Here is a 15,699-nt window from a genome sequence, read left to right as displayed (position 1 = left end):
CTCAGGGCGCACCCGGCTCCGGGCCGCCCGGAGCGGCGACCGCTTCCTCCGGACGCCGGGTGAGCTGGGTGTCGATGTAGTCGCGGGCCGTGTCGAAGATGCCGACCTCCTCGCCGGCGTCCTCGGAGAGGTACCACCGGTGCTCGAGGATCTCGTGGAAGATCTCGGCCGGCTCCAGCTTGCCGCGCGCCTCCGGCGGGACCATGGCCATGATCGGCTCGTAGATCCGGGTGAGCCAGCGGTTCGCGACCAGGGCGCGGTCCTCGCGGCCGAGGTCGTAGTGGGCGGTGTACGCGGCGATGTCGTTGAGGATCCGCCGGGCCTGCGCCTCCTCGGCGTACATGCCGGTGAGCCCCTGCAGCTCGCGGCTGTGGTGGCCGAGCTCGACCACCTTCGGCTGGATCCGGACCCGGTCGCCGTCGAAGTCGGTGACGATGTCGAGCTCGTCGACGTCGAAGCCGAGGTCGTTGAGCCGCTCGATCCGCCGACCGATCCGCCACATGTCCGCCGAGGGGAACTCCTCCTCGGAGGTGAGGTCGTCCCACAGTGCCTGGTACCGGGTGCGGACCATCTCGACGATCTCGAACGCGTCGACCGCGGTGTCGAGCTGGCCACCGGCCTGGAGGTCGAGCAGCTCGGCGTAGACGTTCTCGCAGCCGACGGTGACGTCGTACTCGCGCAGGTTCTGGGACAGGTGATCCTTGAGCTCGCCGGTCTCGGCGTCGACGAGGTAGGCAGCGAAGCCGCCCGCGCTGCGGCGGAACAGCACGTTGGAGAGCGACACGTCGCCCCAGTAGAAGCCCGCCAGGTGGAGTCGGACCAGCAGCACCACCAGCGCGTCGACGAGCGACGGCAGGCTGTCCGCGGAGAGGCCGTGGGAGAACAGGCTGCGGTAGGGCAGCGAGAACCGCAGGTGCTCGGTCAGCAGGGCCGACGGCAGCTCCTCGCCGTCGGCGCTGACCCGGCCCGTGACCACCCCCTGCGGGGTCACGGCCGGTAGTCCCATCCGCTGCAGGTCGCGCAGCATGCGGTACTCGCGGAAGGCGATGTCCTCGACGGTCTCCTTGACGGCGTACACCCGGTCGCCGAGGCGCACGATGCGCACCACGTGGCGGGAGAGCCCGCGCGGCAGCGGGACGACGACGTCGTCGCCCCAGTCCGCCAGTGGAGTCGCCCAGGGCAGGGAGACGATCGCCGGGTCCGGTCGGCTGGCCACGATGCGCAGGGCCATGTCCCGACACTAGCCGAGCGCGACGCAGGAGCGGGCGGCGTGTGGCGGGAGGTGCAGCAGGCGCGCGACAGAGCGTGCGAGGTCGCGACCGCGCGACGAAACCAGCACTAGTCGTCGGCGAGGCCCCGGCTGAGCGTCGCGACCAGGCGCTCGGCGCGCGCCAGCCCCGGCAGGTCCTCCAGCAGCAGCGGGGTTCCGTCGGGACCGCAGAGGGGGATCCGCCAGTTGGGGTACTCGCGGTGGGTGCCCGGCTGGTTCTGGGTACGCCGCTCGCCGACCAGGTCGGTGACGGCGACGCCGAGCAGCCGGCTCGGGGACAGGGTGAGCATGGCGTGCAGCGCCGCCACCGTCTCCTCCTCGCCGGCGTCGTCGGCCAGCAGGCCGCGGGCCCGCAGCTCCGTGAGCACGATCTCGCGCTCCCGCTCGGACACGGCCAGCTCCTCGGCGACCGGCCGGGTGAGCAGCCCGAGCGACTCGCGGAGCTGGACGTGCTCGCCGAGCAGGTATCCCGCCGTCGGTGGCAGGTCGTGGGTGGTGACCGTGGCGAGGCACAGCTCGCGCCAGGTCTCGGGCGGGCGGGGTCGTCCGTCGTCGACCTCGAACCACAGGATCGAGGTGCCGAGCACCCCGCGCTCGGCGAGATGGTCACGCACGAAGGGCTCGACCACGCCGAGGTCCTCGCCGACCACGAACGCCCCGGCGCGCTCTGCCTCGAGCAGCAGGATCGACACCATCGACTCGTGGTCGTAGCGCAGGTACGCGCCCTCGGCCGCGCTCGCGCCGTGGGGGATGCACCACAGCCGGAACAGCCCCATCACGTGGTCGAGGCGCAACCCACCCGCGTGGCGGAGCGCGGCCCGCAGCACGGCGCGGTAGGGCTCGAATCCCAGCTCGGCGAGCACGTCGGGCCGCCAGGGCGGCTGCGACCAGTCCTGGCCCACCTGGTTGAAGGCGTCCGGCGGGGCACCGACGGACAGCCCGCGCGCCAGGGCGCGGCCCAGCGTCCACACCTCCGCCCCCGACGGGTGGACGCCGACGGCGAGGTCGGTGACCAGGCCGAGCCCCATCCCCGCGTCGAGGGCAGCGGCCTGGGCGGCGCCGAGCTGATCGTCGGCGACCCACTGCAGCCAGGAGAAGAAGTCGACGCGGTCGGCGAGCTCGTCCGCGAGCGCGGCGACTGCGGGGGAGCCGGGGTCGCGCAGCTCCTCGGGCCACTCCTTCCCGTGCAGGTGCTCGGCGAGGGCGCACCACACCGCGAACTGGTGCAACCCCTCGCCCTCGCGCTCCCGGAACGCAGCCAGCTGCTGCTCGCGCTCGGGGGAGCGTGGCGCCCGGTGCACCCGGCCGAGGGCCTCCAGCCGGGCGGCGTACGCCGGCTGCCGGTCGAGCAGCTCGTCGGACGGCGCAGCGGCCAGCTCGGCCCCCAGTGCCTCGATCTCGGCGCGGTCGGTGTCGTCGAGCGCCTCGACCTCGGGCACGTCGGCGACCCGGACGTAGATCGGGTTCAGGAAGCGCCGTGACGTCGGGAGGTAGGGCGAGTCCTCGACCGGCGGCACCGGCTCGGCGGCATGGAGCGGGTTGACCAGGACGAAGTCGGCGCCGAGGTCGGCACCCCAGCGGGCGAGCGTCGCGAGGTCACCGAAGTCGCCGGTGCCCCAGGAGTCGCGGGAGCGGACCGAGTAGAGCTGGGTCATCAGGCCCCACACCTGCCGCGCGAGCGCGTCGGGCAGCTCCAGCCGCTGCGGGGCCACCACGAGCAGTCCCTCCTCGACGCGGTCGCCGGTGCGGCCACGCACGGTGTGGTAACCCGTCGGCAGGTCGGGCAGGTCGAACCGGAGCCTGTCGACGTACGACCCGTCGACCTCGCGGGTCTCGGGGCCCACGTCGTGCGTGCGGCTCGCGCGCACGACCTCGCCGTCCTCGGTCTCGACCTCGACCTCGACCGGGTCGCCGTGCGGTGCGTGGGCATGGAGGGCCGTCGAGCTCCCCGCGCGGGTGACCGTGACCAGGGGCACCACCCTCCGCCACGGGGCCACCTCGTGCTCGGCGAGCGCCCTGCGCACCGACTCCGCCGTCGACGCATCGACGTCCAGGGCTGCCAGGACCGCCTGCACGGTGGCGACCGGGACGGTGACGTGGTGACCCTGCCAGTCCCAGTACTCCCGCGAGACGCCGTAGCGGTCGGCCAGCTCGGCGAGCTCCGGCCAGTCGTCGAGGTGGGTCACGGCTCCACCCTAGGAGGCCGCCGGACTAGCATGTGCCGCGCCCTGGCCGCGTTAGCTCAGTTGGTAGAGCGTTCGCCTTGTAAGCGGAATGTCGACGGTTCGATCCCGTCACGCGGCTCCGAGAACGGCCGTGTGCCCCAGCGTGCGGCACGGCGCACGCTCAGGCACACGCCGCGACGACGGCCCCGGTCGTCACCGGACCTGTCGGGCCACGAACCGCCCACCAGGCTCGGCGATCGCGTCCTGCGCCTCGACCAGCCTCAGCTCGCGCTCGCCCGACTCGAGGGTCGCCTTCAGCACCGCGAAGACCGAGCTCACCGTGCGCTCGACGGCCTGCTGGGCGGAGCCCGTCGTGTGCAGGTGGGCGGTGAAGAGGGCGGCGGTGATGTCGCCGGAGCCGTTGGCCTTGAGGGGGAGCAGGGGGGTCTCGACCAGCCACGCGCCGTCGTCGTCGACCGCCATCAGCCCGATGGTGTCCGCGCCCGTCTCGACGCTGGTGACCAGGATCGTGCGCGGCCCCATCGCCCGGGCGAGGTCGGCGCTGGCGAGCACCTCGTCCAGCGTCGACGGCTCGGTGCCGGTGAGGAAGCCGAGCTCGAACTGGTTGGGCGTCAGGACGTCGGCGACCGGCACCACCTTCTCGCGGATGATCGGGGGGATCTCCGGGTTGACGAAGCAGCCGGACGTCGAGTTCCCCATCACGGGGTCGCAGGTGTACGTCGCCGCGGGGTTGGCGCCCTTGACCCGCTTGACCGCGTCGACCACCACGTCCGCCACGGCCGGGCTGCCCTGGTAGCCCGAGAGCACGGCGTCACAGCCCGGCAGCACGCCGCGGTCCTCGATGCCCTGGATCACGTCGGTGACGTCGGTGGGGTCGATCAGCGGCCCGCGCCAGGCGCCGTACCCGGTGTGGTTGGAGAAGTTGACGGTCAGCACCGGCCACACCTCGTGGCCGAGCCGCTGCAGCGGGAACACGGCCGCGGAGTTGCCGACGTGGCCGTAGGCGACGTGGGACTGGATCGACAGGATGCGCACGAACCCGATCCTCCCGCCGGTCACCGGCGGAGACAAACGCGCGGTTCAGGCGACCTGCAACGACCGCTTGGACAGCCCCATCCAGAAGCCGTCGATGACCTGCTCCCCGGGTTCCTCGCTGTCGGTGGCGGCGCCGAGGGTGACGAAGAGCGGGGTGTAGTGCTCGACGGTCGGGTGGGCGTACGGCATGCCCGGCGCCCGGTCGGCGTACGACGCGAGCGCGTCGACGTCGCCACGCGCGAGCGCGTCCCCGGCCCAGGCGTCGAAGTCGACCGACCAGCCGGGCGCCTCGGCGTCGATCCGGAACTCCCTCAGGAACGGCAGACCGTGGGTCAGGAAGCCGGACCCGATGATCAGCACGCCCTCGTCGCGCAGCGGCCGGAGCCGCTCTCCCAGCGCGAGCAGCCGGGTGGGGTCCTGGGTCGGCAGTGACATCTGCAGGACGGGGATGTCGGCGTCGGGGTACATGATCTTCAGCGGCACCCAGGCGCCGTGGTCGAGGCCGCGGCCGGGGTGCTGGTGGACGGGCTCGGCCGCGGGCATCATCGCGGCGACGCGACGGGCCAGCGCCGAGGCGTCGGGGGTCTGGTAGGTCATCCGGTAGTACCTGGGAGCGAAGCCGCCGAAGTCGTAGACCAGCGGCGCGTGACTCGCCGACAGCATCACCGGGGCCGACTCCCAGTGGGCGCTGACGATCAGGATCGCCTGCGGGCGCGGCAGGTCGGCCGCCCAGGCGGCGAGCTGCCCGGACCAGACCGGGTCGTCGAGCAGCGGGGGCGCCCCGTGGCCGAGGTAGAGCGCCGGCATTCGTTCGTCCATGACCTCACCAATTGTTGAGAGTTCAACTTTATTCCCAGCCGCGGCCCCACGCCACCGGTGCGCCGCCCTGCTCGGTGAGCAACCGGTCGACGCGGCTGAACGGGCGCGACCCGAAGAAGCCCCGGCTGGCGGACAGCGGCGACGGGTGCGTCGAGGCCACCCACGGGATGGGGCCGAGCTGGCCCTTCAGGGACTGCGCGTCCCGGCCCCACAGGATCGCCGCGCACGGGCCGCCCCGGGCGGCGAGCGCGTCGATGGCGCAGGAGGTGACCTCCTCCCAGCCACGCCCGCGGTGGCTGGCCGGCTCGCCCGGCCGGACGGTGAGCACGCGGTTGAGCAGCATCACGCCCTGCTCGGTCCAGGCCGTCAGGTCGCCGTGGTCCGGCGGCTCGAGGCCGAGGTCGGTGCGCACCTCCTGGTAGATGTTGCGCAGGCTGCCCGGCAGCGGGCGTACGTCGCGGGCGACCGCGAAGCTGAGCCCGATCGGGTGGCCGGGGGTGGGGTAGGGGTCCTGGCCGACGACGAGCACCTTCACCTCGGCCAGCGGCCGCTGGAACGCCCGCAGGATCGCGTCCCCGGCCGGCAGGTAGGAGCGGCCCGCCGCCATCTCCGCCCGCAGGAACCGCCCCATCGCCTCGATCCGCTCGTCGACCGGGGCCAGCGCCTCGGCCCAGTCCGGTGCCACCAGCCCCTGGTCGACCAGGCCCGCGAGCGCGCTCATGGGGGCGACGCTAGCGGGTGGCGTCGTGTCGGTTTCCCCGCCTGAGCGGGGAAACCGACGGTTGGCGGAGGAAACTTCGGCCACCAGGTGCAGGTTTCCCCGGCTGAGCGGGGAAACCGACGGGCCCACCCACCTACCCTGACCCCATGAGCCGGCGCGCGACGGTCGCGGACGTCCACGAGCTCGCGCTGTCGATGCCCGGGGCGAAGCTGGTGCCGGGCGGGCAGGCGGTCTACCAGGTCTCGGGCCGCAGCTTCGTGTTCTTCCGCAACCCGCGTCCGGACGCGGTCGACCCGGAGACGGGCGAGCGGTACGACGACGTCATCGTCTTCTGGGTGGAGTCCGACGAGGCCAAGCAGGTGCTGGTGCTCGACGAGTCGACGCCGTTCTTCACCACCAGCCACTTCGACGGCCACCCGTCGGTGCTGCTGCGGGCCGCGCACCTCGACCGGCTCAGCCGCGACGAGCTCGCGGAGACCGTGTACGACGCGTGGCTGGCCCGGGCCTCCAGGACCGCCGCCCGCCGGTGGCTCGAGGACCGCGGACTGGCGGACTGACCTCAGCGCCCGAGCGCGCGGGACCCGGCCGAGCCGTAGCGCCGCGTCGGGTTGGTGCCGATCGAGTCCCGCGACGGCGTACGCCGTGGGGGCGAGGTCGGGGCGACCGGCTCGGCGTCGACCCCGGCGGACCACTCGTCGATCCACTCGTCCATCAGCGGCCAGGTGGCCGTGCGCGCGGCGCGACCGGTGAGCATGCCGAGGTGACCGCCCGGGACGACCTCGAACCGCACCTCCTCGGCCCCGGTCAGCAGCGGCACGACCGCGTTGACCGCCGCGATCGGGGCGATCCCGTCGGTCGCGCCGCCGAACACCATGACGGGCGCGGAGATGTCGGCCAGCCGGAGCGTCCGGTCGCCCAGGTCGAAGCTGCCGCCGACGAGGGCGTTGGCCTTGAGGAAGCGGTGGTAGAGCTGGCCGAAGGTCCGGCCGGGGTAGGCGATCATGTTGTCGGTGAACCGGTCGACGGCCTCGAGCTGGGCGAGGAAGTCGGCGTCGTCGAGGTTCTGGGCCACCGCGAGTGGCTTGGTCACCAGCTTCTGGAACGAGGAGAGCTGGAACGCCCACCGCACCAGCGGCTGCGGCGCCCCGCCCATCGCCTGGTAGGCGCGGGTGATCGCCCCGCGGCCCTGGGCACCCACCACCGGCAGCGCCAGCAGCGGGCGGAGCGGGGCGACGAGCGGCACCTGCTTCACGTCGAACGGCGACCCGAGCACGGTGATCGACCCGATCGGGAGGCCGGAGTCGGCCGCGGCGGTGAGCAGCGCGAAGATGCCGCCGAGCGACCAGCCGACGACGTGGACCTTCCGGTCACCGGCGTGGGCAGCGACCTCGCGGACCGCCGCCGGGACCACCTCGTCGATCCAGTGCTCCATGCCGAGGTTGCGGTCCTTGAACGAGACCTGGCCGTACTCGACGAGGTAGGTCGGGCGGCCCTGGGCCACGAAGTGCTCCACCAGCGAGCACCCGCGCCGCAGGTCGAAGCACTGCGACGGCGCGGCCAGCGGAGTCACCAACAGAACCGGGTCGCCCTGCTCCCGCACCTTGGCCGCGGGGCGGTAGTGGTAGACCTCGCGCAGGGTCCCCTCGCCGATCAGGGTCCGGGGCATCGGCCGCAGGTCGGCCAGCCCTCCGTAGAGCACCTTGTGGGCCACGTTGCTCGCGGCGGCCACGACCTGGTCGGGCTTGGGCACCAGATCCATGCCACGAAACTACCCGTTCCTCGACACGGCGGGGGATCAGGACTAGAACCGGTCGCATGGACTGGAGGAAGGTCGGCGCCCTCACCGTGGGCGCACTCGGGGCAATGACGGCGTACGACCTCACCCAGAAGCAGCACGCGATCCTGCGCAACTTCCCGCTGATCGGGCACCTGCGCTACCAGCTCGAGCGGTTCGGTCCGGAGCTGCGCCAGTACATCGTCACCTCCAACGACGAGGAACGCCCCTTCAGCCGCGACCAGCGTCGGTGGGTGTACGCCAGCTCCAAGCTCGAGAACAACTACTTCGGCTTCGGCACCGACAACGACGTCGAGAACGTCGCCGGCTACCCGGTCATCAAGCACCGCACCTTCACCGGCCCGGGAGCCCCGACCGCGCCGCACGCCGGCGAGGGCGTGGCGCTGCCGTCGGCGAAGGTGCTCGGCGGCCCGCGGGGCCGAGCCCGCGCGTTCCGTCCCCGGTCGGTCGTCAACGTCTCCGGCATGAGCTTCGGAGCGCTCTCCCGCAACGCGATCGAGGCGCTCAACCGGGGCTCCGAGCAGGCGGGGTGCCTGCAGAACACCGGCGAGGGCGCGATCTCGCCGTACCACCGCAACGGCGGGGAGCTGGTGTTCCAGATCGGGACGGCGTACTTCGGGTGCCGCGACTCCGAGGGCCGCTTCGACCTCGAGCGGCTCAGGAGGACCGTCGAGTCGGCGCCGGTCCGCGCCATCGAGATCAAGCTGTCGCAGGGCGCCAAGCCCGGGCTCGGCGGGATGCTGCCCGGCGCCAAGGTCAGCGAGGAGATCGCGGAGATCCGCGGCATCCCGCCGGGCGTCGACTGCGCCTCGCCGAGCCGGCACACCGCGTTCCACGACGTCGACTCGATGCTCGACTTCGTGGAGCTGGTCGCCACCGAGACCGGCCTCCCGACCGGGATCAAGTCGGCCGTCGGCAACCTCGAGTTCTGGGACCACCTCGTCGCCGACATGGCCGGCGGGCAGCGGGGCGTCGACTTCGTGAACGTCGACGGCGGCGAGGGGGGCACCGGCGCGGCGCCCATGATCTTCGCCGACTCCGTGGCCTACCCCTTCCGGATCGGGTTCGCCGAGGTCTACCGCCGCTTCGCCGAGGCCGGGATCGCCGACCGGGTGACCTTCGTCGGCGGCGGGAAGCTCGGCATCCCCGAGAACGCCGTCGTGGCGTTCGCGCTCGGCGTCGACCTGGTCGCCGTCGGACGTGAGGCCATGATGTCGATCGGCTGCATCCAGGCGCAGAAGTGCCACACCGACCACTGCCCGGTGGGCGTCGCCACCCAGAACCCCCGCTACGTGCGAGGGCTCGACCCGACCCTCAAGAGCGAGCGGCTGGCCAACTACGTGCGGACGCTGCGGCGTGACCTGCTCAAGGTCTCCGAGGCGATCGGGGTCGTCCACCCCGCCCTGGTCACGGCCGACGACGTCGACTGCCTGGACGGCGTGCGGAGCCGCCTGTCGCTGCGCGAGGTCTACGGCTACCGGCCCGGCTGGGGGGCGGTCGGGCCCGACCTCGCCGAGGAGATCACCGCGATCATGGGCGCCGATCCGGAGGTCAGCGGCGTGGGCGAGACCCACGACTGAGTGCGCGTCCGGAGCGCGAACGGGCCGCCTCGCACCTCAGCCTCCGGGGGTGGCTGGTCGTGAACCTCCGGTGCCCGGTCGCCCTGCGCCCGATGGCCCCTCTGGTAGTCACGAGGCGCGCGGCGGCTTGACCTGCTTGCCGTGGTCGGGAGGGACCTCGGCGAGGCCGCTCAGGAAGGCCCGGGCCCAGGCGGTCACGTCCTTCCGCAGGACCGTCTTGCGCATCGCCCGCATCCGGCGGCTCGTCTCCTTCGCCGGTGCCCGGTAGGCGTCGAGCAGTGCGGTCTTCATGCCGTTGATGTCGTAGGGGTTGACCAGCCACGCCTGTCGCAGCTCGTCGGAGGCGCCGGCGAACTCGGAGAGGACGAGCGCGCCGGCGTCGTCGTAGCGGCAGGCGACGTACTCCTTGGCGACGAGGTTCATCCCGTCGCGGTAGGGCGTCACCACCATGACGTCGGCGGCGCGGTAGAGCGCCGCCATCTCCTCGCGCGGGTAGGACGAGTGCAGGTAGCTGATGGCCGGCTGGCCGATCTTGCCGAGGTCGCCGTTGATCCGTCCGACCAGCCGGTCGATCTCGTCGCGGAGGATGCGGTACTGCTCGACCCGTTCCCGCGACGGCGTCGCGACCTGCACGAACACCGCCTCGTCGACGTCGAGCTCGCCGTCCTGGATCAGCTCGCTGAACGCCCGAAGCCGGGCGATGATCCCTTTGGTGTAGTCGAGCCGGTCGATGCCGAGGAACACCTTGCGCGGCTCGCCGAGGGCCTCCCGGATCTCGGTGGCCCGCTCCTCGACGCCCTCGCTCCGGGCCAGCTCCTCGAAGCCGGCCGCGTCGATCGAGATCGGGAACGCCGCCGCACGCACGGTGCGGCCGTCGGGCAGGTAGACCAGGTCGCGGTGGGTCTTGTGGCCGACCCGCTGCCGGACCAGGCGGACGAAGTTGGCCGCGCCCCCGCTCATCTGGAAGCCCACCAGGTCGGCCCCGAGCAGGCCCTCCAGCAGCTGCCGCCGCCACGGCAGCTGGGCGAACAGCTCGGCGGGCGGGAACGGGATGTGCAGGTAGAACCCGATCCGCAGGTCGGGCCGGAGCTCGCGCAGCATCTGCGGGACCAGCTGCAGCTGGTAGTCGTGGACCCAGACCGTCGCGCCCTCCTCGGCCACGTTGACGACCTTCTCGGCGAAGCGGCGGTTGACGGTGACGTAGGCGTCCCACCACTCGCGGTGGAACTCCGGCTTGGCCACCACGTCGTGGTAGATCGGCCACAGCGTCGCGTTGGACATGCCCTCGTAGAAGCCCTCGATCTCCTCGGAGGAGAGCGGCACGGGCACCAGCGACAGCCCGTCGTCCTCGAAGGGCTCCAGGTCGGTCTCGGTCCCGCCGGCCCAGCCGATCCAGACTCCGTCGTTGGCCCGCATCACCGGGTCGAGGGCGGTGACCAGGCCACCGGGCGAACGCCGCCACCGCCTGCTGCCGTCTGGTTCGTCGACGCGGTCGACCGGCAGCCGGTTGGCCACGATCACGAGCTGTGCGGAGGGGGACACGACACCACCCTAGGACCAGTCGGCTGCGGTCGGTTCACCCGTCGGCGGGGTAGCGGACGCCGACCTGGCGCCGGATCCCGTCCATCTGCCCGAGCAGCCGCAGCGTCCGGTCGTGCGGGACGAGCGGGCTCTCGCGCAGTCCGTCCGCGAGGCACCGCCCGACCTCCGCGGCCTCGTTGCCGAGCCCGGTGCCGAGCACCGGCCCGTCGCCCTCGATGCGCTCGGTCTCGCCGCCGGAGGGCGTCCAGAGGGCGTACGGCGGGTGGTGCAGCGGCGTGGGCAGGTGCAGCACCCCGGTGTCGGTCGAGAGCGCGGCGGAGGTGGGGGTGTCGGCGGTCAGCGAGCAGGACAGCGCCCCGACGGCCCCGCCGGGGTGGCGGGTGGCGATCGCGACGTCGCGATCGACGCCGCGGTCGTCGAGGGACGCCACGGCGACGGCCGTCTCCACGGGTCCCAGCAGCAGCTCCGCGAGCGTGAGCGGGTAGACGCCGAGGTCGAGCAGTGCGCCGCCACCGAGCGCCGGGTCGAGCAGCCGGTGCCCGGGCGGCTGGTGGGTCGCGAACCCGAAGTCGGCGTGCAGCTGACGCGGGGTGCCGAACCGGCCGGCGTCCAGCCCGGCGACGACCGCCCGCACCACCGGGTGGCAGGCCGTCCACATCGCCTCCATCAGGAACCGGTCGTGGCGGACCGCCAGCGCCACCATCTCCTCGGCCTCCGCCCGGTTGACGGTGAGCGGCTTCTCGCACAGCACGTGCTTGCCCGCCACCAGCGCCATCCGCGCGTGCTCGAGGTGGAACACGTGGGGGGAGGCGACGTAGACGACGTCGACGTCCGGATCGGCGACCAGCGCCTGGTAGGAGCCGTGCGCGCGGCAGCCCTCGGCGCCGTACGACCTCGCGAGCTCGGCCGCCGACTCCGCGGACCGGGACCCGACCGCCGCCAGCGCGGCGCCCCGGACCTCCCTGAGGTCGCGGGCGAAGCTGTGGGCGATCGAGCCGGTGGCGAGGATCCCCCATCGGACGGCGGCAGGCTGCATCGGCCCATCGTGGCGCAGCGAGACCCGTGGCCGCGACTCGCCCGATGCGAATGACATCGTTGTGGTTCGTCGCCTAGAGTTTGGCGTGTCCTACCACCACCACAGGGGAGACTTGCTGCGATGGACGCCGCGAACGCCCTCCACGGACAGTCCGCGGAGCAGCCCGGACTGAGCGACCGCGACCGCGAGATCCTCGAGTTCGAGCGGCAGTGGTGGAAGTACTCCGGCGCCAAGGAGACCGCGGTCCGCGAGAAGTTCGACATGTCGTCGACCCGCTACTACCAGGTCCTCAACGCCCTCATCGACCGCCCCGAGGCGCTCGAGGCCGACCCCCTGCTCGTCCGGAGGCTGCGTCGTCTGCGCGCCGCGCGGCAGCGCCAGCGCTCCGCCCGCCGGCTCGGCTTCGAGGTCTAGGCGAGTCATGCACATGCGCAACCAGCGCGGCGTGGCCTTCCCCTCGCCCGTCGTGATCCTCAGCATCGTCGCGATCGCGATGGCCGGGGTCACCTACGTCGCCACCCGGGGCGAGGCGCCGACCGAGCGCGAGGTCACCGCCGTCTCCCAGCCGTCGGGCAACGAGACCCCGGAGGCCCAGCGGACCGTCGAGCCGCCCGAGGTCAAGAAGAAGAAGCCGCAGGTCCAGCGCGGCGAGGTCTACGTCGAGGTCTACAACAACTCCGGGATCACCGGTCTCGCCGGCCAGGTTGCCGGGACCGCCGCCCAGGTCGGCTGGCAGGTGGTCGGCTCCGACAACTGGTACGGCACCATCCCGAGCTCGACCGTCTACTACCCGCCGCGGCTCCAGCAGGCCGCCACGATCCTGGCCCGTGACCTGGGCATCGACCGGACCGAGGCCGCGACCGGGCCGATGAAGCGCGACCGGTTGACGGTCATCCTCACCGCCGACGCTGCCTGAGCCGGAGCGCGCGCGGCAGCGCGTTGAAACACCGGTGACCCGGGAGGCCGCGTCGTCCCGGCCGTGGTGGGATGGACACATGGAGCTCACGTCCCCGGAGGCCGGGCGGCGACTCGAGGCGTACGCCGAGGCTGCGGGCCGGTGCGTCGTCGGCCTCGACTTCGACGGGGTGCTCTCGCCGATCGTCGACGACCCGGACGAGGCCCGCATCCACCCCGACGCCCCGGGGGTGCTGGTCGACCTGGCCGAGGTGGTTCGCGCGGTGGCGGTGATCACCGGCCGCCCCGCCCGCCAGGCGCTCGCGCTCGGTGACCTCGACGACGTGGGCGCCGAGATCGGCGAGCGCGGCAAGGAGCTCTTCGTCTTCGGGCAGTACGGCAACGAGCGGTGGTCCTCGACCCGGCGCCGCGTCGTGTCGCCCCGACCGCCCGCGGGCCTCTCGACGTTCGAGCGCGAGCTGCCGGCGCTGCTTCGCCGGTTCGACGCGGCCGACGCGCACGTGGAGGAGAAGGGACTCGCGGTCGCCGTCCACACCCGGCGGCTGCCGGACCCCCGCGCCGCCCGCGACCGGCTGATGGAGCCCCTGCGCGAGCTCGCGGGACGGCACCACCTGGTGCTCGAGCCCGGCCGCAACGTCATCGAGGTGCGCTCGTCGGGGATGACCAAGGGGCAGGCCGTCCGCACCTTCGTCGAGGAGCAGGACGCTGGCGGCATGCTCTTCATCGGCGACGACCTCGGCGACCTCGACGCCTTCGAGGCCGTGGGCGAGCTCCGCGAGCGGGGCCTCCCGACCCTCCTGGTGTGCTCGCTGTCGGAGGAGGAGAACGCCCTCGCCGAGCACGCCGACGTGCTGGTCAAGGGACCGGACGGCGTGCTCGACCTGCTGCGCGACCTGACCGCCCGCGCCCGCTGACGACGCTGGTCCGCCGTCACCCGCAGCGCCCCATCCGCGGGCATCCACGATGCGGGACCCGCGGACGCATGCTGAGACGCGCCGCGTACAGTCGTCACCAGCTCATCGAGAGGGACTGAGGGAACGGCCCGTCGACGTCCCGGCAACCGCCACGACCGCTCACGTCGTGGAGACGGTGCCAATTCCGGCCCGCGGCGAGAGCCGCCGCGGGGAAGATGAGGAGGAGGATCCTCTTGAGCTCCACGCTGGTCGAGGCCGCGACGCACCCCCTGCGCGACGGCGCCTTCGGGCACGCCACCTCCCTGGCCTGCCGCGAGTGCGGGCACCGGGTCGCGCTGGGCCCCCACTACGCGTGTCCGGAGTGCTTCGGGCCGCTCGAGGTGGCCTACGACTACCCCGCGGTCACCCGCGCGGAGATCGAGGCGGGGCCGCGCAACATGTGGCGCTACAAGGCGCTGCTGCCGGTCCCCAGCGACATCGAGGAGTCGCCCAACACCGAGCCCGGTTTCACCCGGCTGCTCGAGGCGCGCAACCTCGCCGCCGCGCTGGGGCTGAGCCGGCTGTGGGTCAAGGACGACTCCACCAACCCGACCAACTCCTTCAAGGACCGGGTCGTCGCCTGCGCGCTGAGCGCGGCTCGCGAGCTCGACGCGAAGGTCTTCGCGTGTCCGTCGACCGGCAACCTCGCGAACGCCGTGGCCGCGGCCGGTGCCCGCGCCGGGATGAAGACCGTGGTGTTCATCCCGAGCGACCTCGAGAAGCCCAAGCAGGTCAACTCCGCGGTCTACACCGACTCGCTGGTCGCGGTGGAGGGCAACTACGACGACGTCAACAAGCTCGCCTCGGAGATCGCCGGCGAGGAGGACGGCTGGGCGTTCGTCAACGTCAACGTCCGGCCCTACTACGCCGAGGGCTCCAAGACCCTCGGGTACGAGATCGCCGAGCAGCTCGGCTGGCGGCTGCCCGACCAGGTCGTGATCCCGGTCGCCTCTGGTGCCCAGCTGACCAAGGTCGACAAGGCCTTCCAGGAGCTGATCCGGCTGGGGCTGGTCGAGGACAAGCCCTACCAGGTGTACGGCGCGCAGGCCACGGGCTGCTCGCCGGTCGCCACCGCGTGGAAGGCGGGGGTCGACGCGATCCGTCCCCAGAAGCCCGACACCATCGCCAAGTCACTGGCCATCGGCAACCCCGCCGACGGCATCTACGTTCTGGACATCTGCAGGCGCACGGGTGGTGCGGTGGAGGACGTCTCCGACGACGAGGTGCGCGAGGGCATCCTGCTGCTTGCCCGGACCGAGGGCATCTTCACCGAGACCGCGGGCGGGACGACGACCGCGGTGCTGCGAAAGCTGGTCGAGAGCGGCCAGCTCGACCCCGAGCTCGAGACCGTCATCATCAACACCGGCATGGGCCTGAAGACGCTCGACGCCGTCGCCGACCGGGTCGGTGCCGCCGCCACCATCGAGCCGTCCTACGCGGCCTTCACCGCCACCGGCCTCGCCGACTAACGTCGCACCACACCCGACCAGGGCACCACCGAAAGGGGCACCATGAGCGTCTCCGTCCGGATCCCGACCATCCTGCGCACCTACACCGGCGGCGAGTCGGAGGTGAGCGCGGAGGGCGGCACCCTCGCCGAGGTCCTCGAGGACCTCGACACCCACCACTCCGGCATCAAGGGACGGATCGTCGACGAGACGGGCGAGCTGCGTCGGTTCGTGAACGTGTACGTCGGCAACGACGACGTGCGCTTCCTGGACAACCTGGCGACCCCCACCCCCGACGGCGCCCAGGTCTCGGTGATCCCGGCGGTCGCGGGCGGCTGACCGACCCGTCACCCGCCGCCTGCGGCGAGTTCGCCGGCCGTTCAGGTGGGTGTGGTTCAA

Annotated in this window: 15 protein-coding genes, 1 tRNA gene and 1 riboswitch; of the genes, 8 read left to right on the top strand and 8 right to left on the bottom strand. The window is 72.5% G+C overall.

Going from position 1 to position 15,699, the window contains the following annotated elements:
• Window position 1: 1 nt before the first annotated feature.
• Together ACQ1X7_RS07720 and malQ are read right to left on the bottom strand one after the other, a co-directional pair.
• On the bottom strand, window positions 2-1,231 hold the full coding sequence (locus ACQ1X7_RS07720; RefSeq protein ID WP_432477586.1) for a DUF4032 domain-containing protein: 1,230 nt from the start codon (window positions 1,229-1,231) through the stop codon (window positions 2-4).
• Between the two features lie 107 nt (window positions 1,232-1,338).
• The gene (malQ, locus tag ACQ1X7_RS07715) at window positions 1,339-3,456 is read right to left on the bottom strand and encodes a 4-alpha-glucanotransferase (RefSeq protein WP_432477585.1); all 2,118 of its coding nucleotides are present in this window, start codon (window positions 3,454-3,456) and stop codon (window positions 1,339-1,341) included.
• A 45-nt stretch (window positions 3,457-3,501) separates the two neighbouring features.
• Here malQ and ACQ1X7_RS07710 point away from each other — a divergent pair.
• Window positions 3,502-3,574, top strand: a tRNA-Thr gene (locus tag ACQ1X7_RS07710).
• 74 nt (window positions 3,575-3,648) lie between these two features.
• Here the strand turns inward: ACQ1X7_RS07710 and pdxY are convergent.
• From pdxY to ACQ1X7_RS07695, 3 genes are read right to left on the bottom strand one after another with little or no spacing between them, the layout of a single operon-like run.
• Entirely contained in the window at window positions 3,649-4,491 is an 843-nt protein-coding gene (gene pdxY / locus ACQ1X7_RS07705) for a pyridoxal kinase PdxY (protein ID WP_432477584.1), read from the bottom strand.
• Between the two features lie 45 nt (window positions 4,492-4,536).
• Window positions 4,537-5,310 (bottom strand): dioxygenase family protein, encoded by a 774-nt coding sequence (locus tag ACQ1X7_RS07700; RefSeq protein ID WP_432477583.1) that lies wholly within the window; start codon window positions 5,308-5,310, stop codon window positions 4,537-4,539.
• 28 nt (window positions 5,311-5,338) lie between these two features.
• On the bottom strand, window positions 5,339-6,031 hold the full coding sequence (locus ACQ1X7_RS07695) for a uracil-DNA glycosylase (RefSeq protein ID WP_432477582.1): 693 nt from the start codon (window positions 6,029-6,031) through the stop codon (window positions 5,339-5,341).
• A gap of 146 nt (window positions 6,032-6,177) precedes the next feature.
• Here ACQ1X7_RS07695 and ACQ1X7_RS07690 point away from each other — a divergent pair, with 146 nt between their 5' ends.
• On the top strand, window positions 6,178-6,588 hold the full coding sequence (locus tag ACQ1X7_RS07690; RefSeq protein WP_432477581.1) for a hypothetical protein: 411 nt from the start codon (window positions 6,178-6,180) through the stop codon (window positions 6,586-6,588).
• A gap of 2 nt (window positions 6,589-6,590) precedes the next feature.
• On the opposite strand, the gene ACQ1X7_RS07685 is transcribed toward ACQ1X7_RS07690, so the two are convergent.
• Complete coding sequence (locus tag ACQ1X7_RS07685) at window positions 6,591-7,790, bottom strand: alpha/beta fold hydrolase (RefSeq protein WP_432477580.1); 1,200 nt, start codon at window positions 7,788-7,790, stop codon at window positions 6,591-6,593.
• A gap of 56 nt (window positions 7,791-7,846) precedes the next feature.
• Between ACQ1X7_RS07685 and ACQ1X7_RS07680 the strand changes: the two genes are divergently transcribed.
• Window positions 7,847-9,406, top strand: coding sequence for a glutamate synthase-related protein (locus ACQ1X7_RS07680; RefSeq protein WP_432477579.1), 1,560 nt, complete (start codon window positions 7,847-7,849; stop codon window positions 9,404-9,406).
• Window positions 9,407-9,514: 108 nt separating this feature from the next.
• Here ACQ1X7_RS07680 and ACQ1X7_RS07675 read toward each other — a convergent pair whose 3' ends face one another.
• On the bottom strand, window positions 9,515-10,948 hold the full coding sequence (locus ACQ1X7_RS07675; protein ID WP_432477578.1) for an alpha,alpha-trehalose-phosphate synthase (UDP-forming): 1,434 nt from the start codon (window positions 10,946-10,948) through the stop codon (window positions 9,515-9,517).
• A gap of 34 nt (window positions 10,949-10,982) precedes the next feature.
• Entirely contained in the window at window positions 10,983-11,984 is a 1,002-nt protein-coding gene (locus ACQ1X7_RS07670) for a Gfo/Idh/MocA family protein (RefSeq protein ID WP_432477577.1), read from the bottom strand.
• Between the two features lie 120 nt (window positions 11,985-12,104).
• Here ACQ1X7_RS07670 and ACQ1X7_RS07665 point away from each other — a divergent pair, with 120 nt between their 5' ends.
• From ACQ1X7_RS07665 to ACQ1X7_RS07645, 5 genes are all read left to right on the top strand, one after another.
• Window positions 12,105-12,398, top strand: a complete 294-nt coding sequence (locus ACQ1X7_RS07665) for a DUF3263 domain-containing protein (RefSeq protein WP_432477576.1) — start codon at window positions 12,105-12,107, stop codon at window positions 12,396-12,398.
• A 7-nt stretch (window positions 12,399-12,405) separates the two neighbouring features.
• Window positions 12,406-12,900 carry a LytR C-terminal domain-containing protein gene (locus tag ACQ1X7_RS07660; RefSeq protein ID WP_432477575.1) on the top strand — a complete coding sequence of 165 codons (495 nt, stop codon included), beginning with the start codon at window positions 12,406-12,408 and terminating at the stop codon, window positions 12,898-12,900.
• Between the two features lie 79 nt (window positions 12,901-12,979).
• Window positions 12,980-13,813: a trehalose-phosphatase gene (gene otsB / locus ACQ1X7_RS07655; protein WP_432477574.1), complete on the top strand. Its 834-nt coding sequence runs from the start codon at window positions 12,980-12,982 to the stop codon at window positions 13,811-13,813.
• Between the two features lie 99 nt (window positions 13,814-13,912).
• Window positions 13,913-14,035, top strand: a riboswitch (SAM riboswitch).
• A gap of 11 nt (window positions 14,036-14,046) precedes the next feature.
• The gene (gene thrC / locus ACQ1X7_RS07650; RefSeq protein WP_432477573.1) at window positions 14,047-15,321 is read left to right on the top strand and encodes a threonine synthase; all 1,275 of its coding nucleotides are present in this window, start codon (window positions 14,047-14,049) and stop codon (window positions 15,319-15,321) included.
• Between the two features lie 42 nt (window positions 15,322-15,363).
• Window positions 15,364-15,639, top strand: a complete 276-nt coding sequence (locus tag ACQ1X7_RS07645; RefSeq protein WP_432477572.1) for a MoaD/ThiS family protein — start codon at window positions 15,364-15,366, stop codon at window positions 15,637-15,639.
• Window positions 15,640-15,699: the final 60 nt, after the last annotated feature.

It is taken from the genome of Nocardioides sp. GXQ0305 (genome assembly GCF_050880345.1).
In the GTDB taxonomy this organism is placed as follows: Bacteria; Actinomycetota; Actinomycetes; order Propionibacteriales; family Nocardioidaceae; genus Nocardioides.
The sequence above is the reverse complement of the archived record's forward strand: the minus strand, read 5'-3'. Positions and strand labels throughout refer to the sequence as shown.

Excerpts from the sequence above, each read along its gene's own strand:
- ACQ1X7_RS07720 (WP_432477586.1), bottom strand. The coding sequence starts at position 1,231 with ATGGCCCTGCGCATCGTGGCCAGCCGACCGGACCCGGCGATCGTCTCC.
- ACQ1X7_RS07700 (WP_432477583.1), bottom strand. The coding sequence starts at position 5,310 with ATGGACGAACGAATGCCGGCGCTCTACCTCGGCCACGGGGCGCCCCCG.
- ACQ1X7_RS07695 (WP_432477582.1), bottom strand. The coding sequence starts at position 6,031 with ATGAGCGCGCTCGCGGGCCTGGTCGACCAGGGGCTGGTGGCACCGGAC.
- ACQ1X7_RS07690 (WP_432477581.1), top strand. The coding sequence starts at position 6,178 with ATGAGCCGGCGCGCGACGGTCGCGGACGTCCACGAGCTCGCGCTGTCG.
- ACQ1X7_RS07685 (WP_432477580.1), bottom strand. The coding sequence starts at position 7,790 with ATGGATCTGGTGCCCAAGCCCGACCAGGTCGTGGCCGCCGCGAGCAAC.
- ACQ1X7_RS07680 (WP_432477579.1), top strand. The coding sequence starts at position 7,847 with ATGGACTGGAGGAAGGTCGGCGCCCTCACCGTGGGCGCACTCGGGGCA.
- ACQ1X7_RS07670 (WP_432477577.1), bottom strand. The coding sequence starts at position 11,984 with ATGCAGCCTGCCGCCGTCCGATGGGGGATCCTCGCCACCGGCTCGATC.
- ACQ1X7_RS07665 (WP_432477576.1), top strand. The coding sequence starts at position 12,105 with ATGGACGCCGCGAACGCCCTCCACGGACAGTCCGCGGAGCAGCCCGGA.
- ACQ1X7_RS07660 (WP_432477575.1), top strand. The coding sequence starts at position 12,406 with ATGCACATGCGCAACCAGCGCGGCGTGGCCTTCCCCTCGCCCGTCGTG.
- otsB (WP_432477574.1), top strand. The coding sequence starts at position 12,980 with ATGGAGCTCACGTCCCCGGAGGCCGGGCGGCGACTCGAGGCGTACGCC.
- ACQ1X7_RS07645 (WP_432477572.1), top strand. The coding sequence starts at position 15,364 with ATGAGCGTCTCCGTCCGGATCCCGACCATCCTGCGCACCTACACCGGC.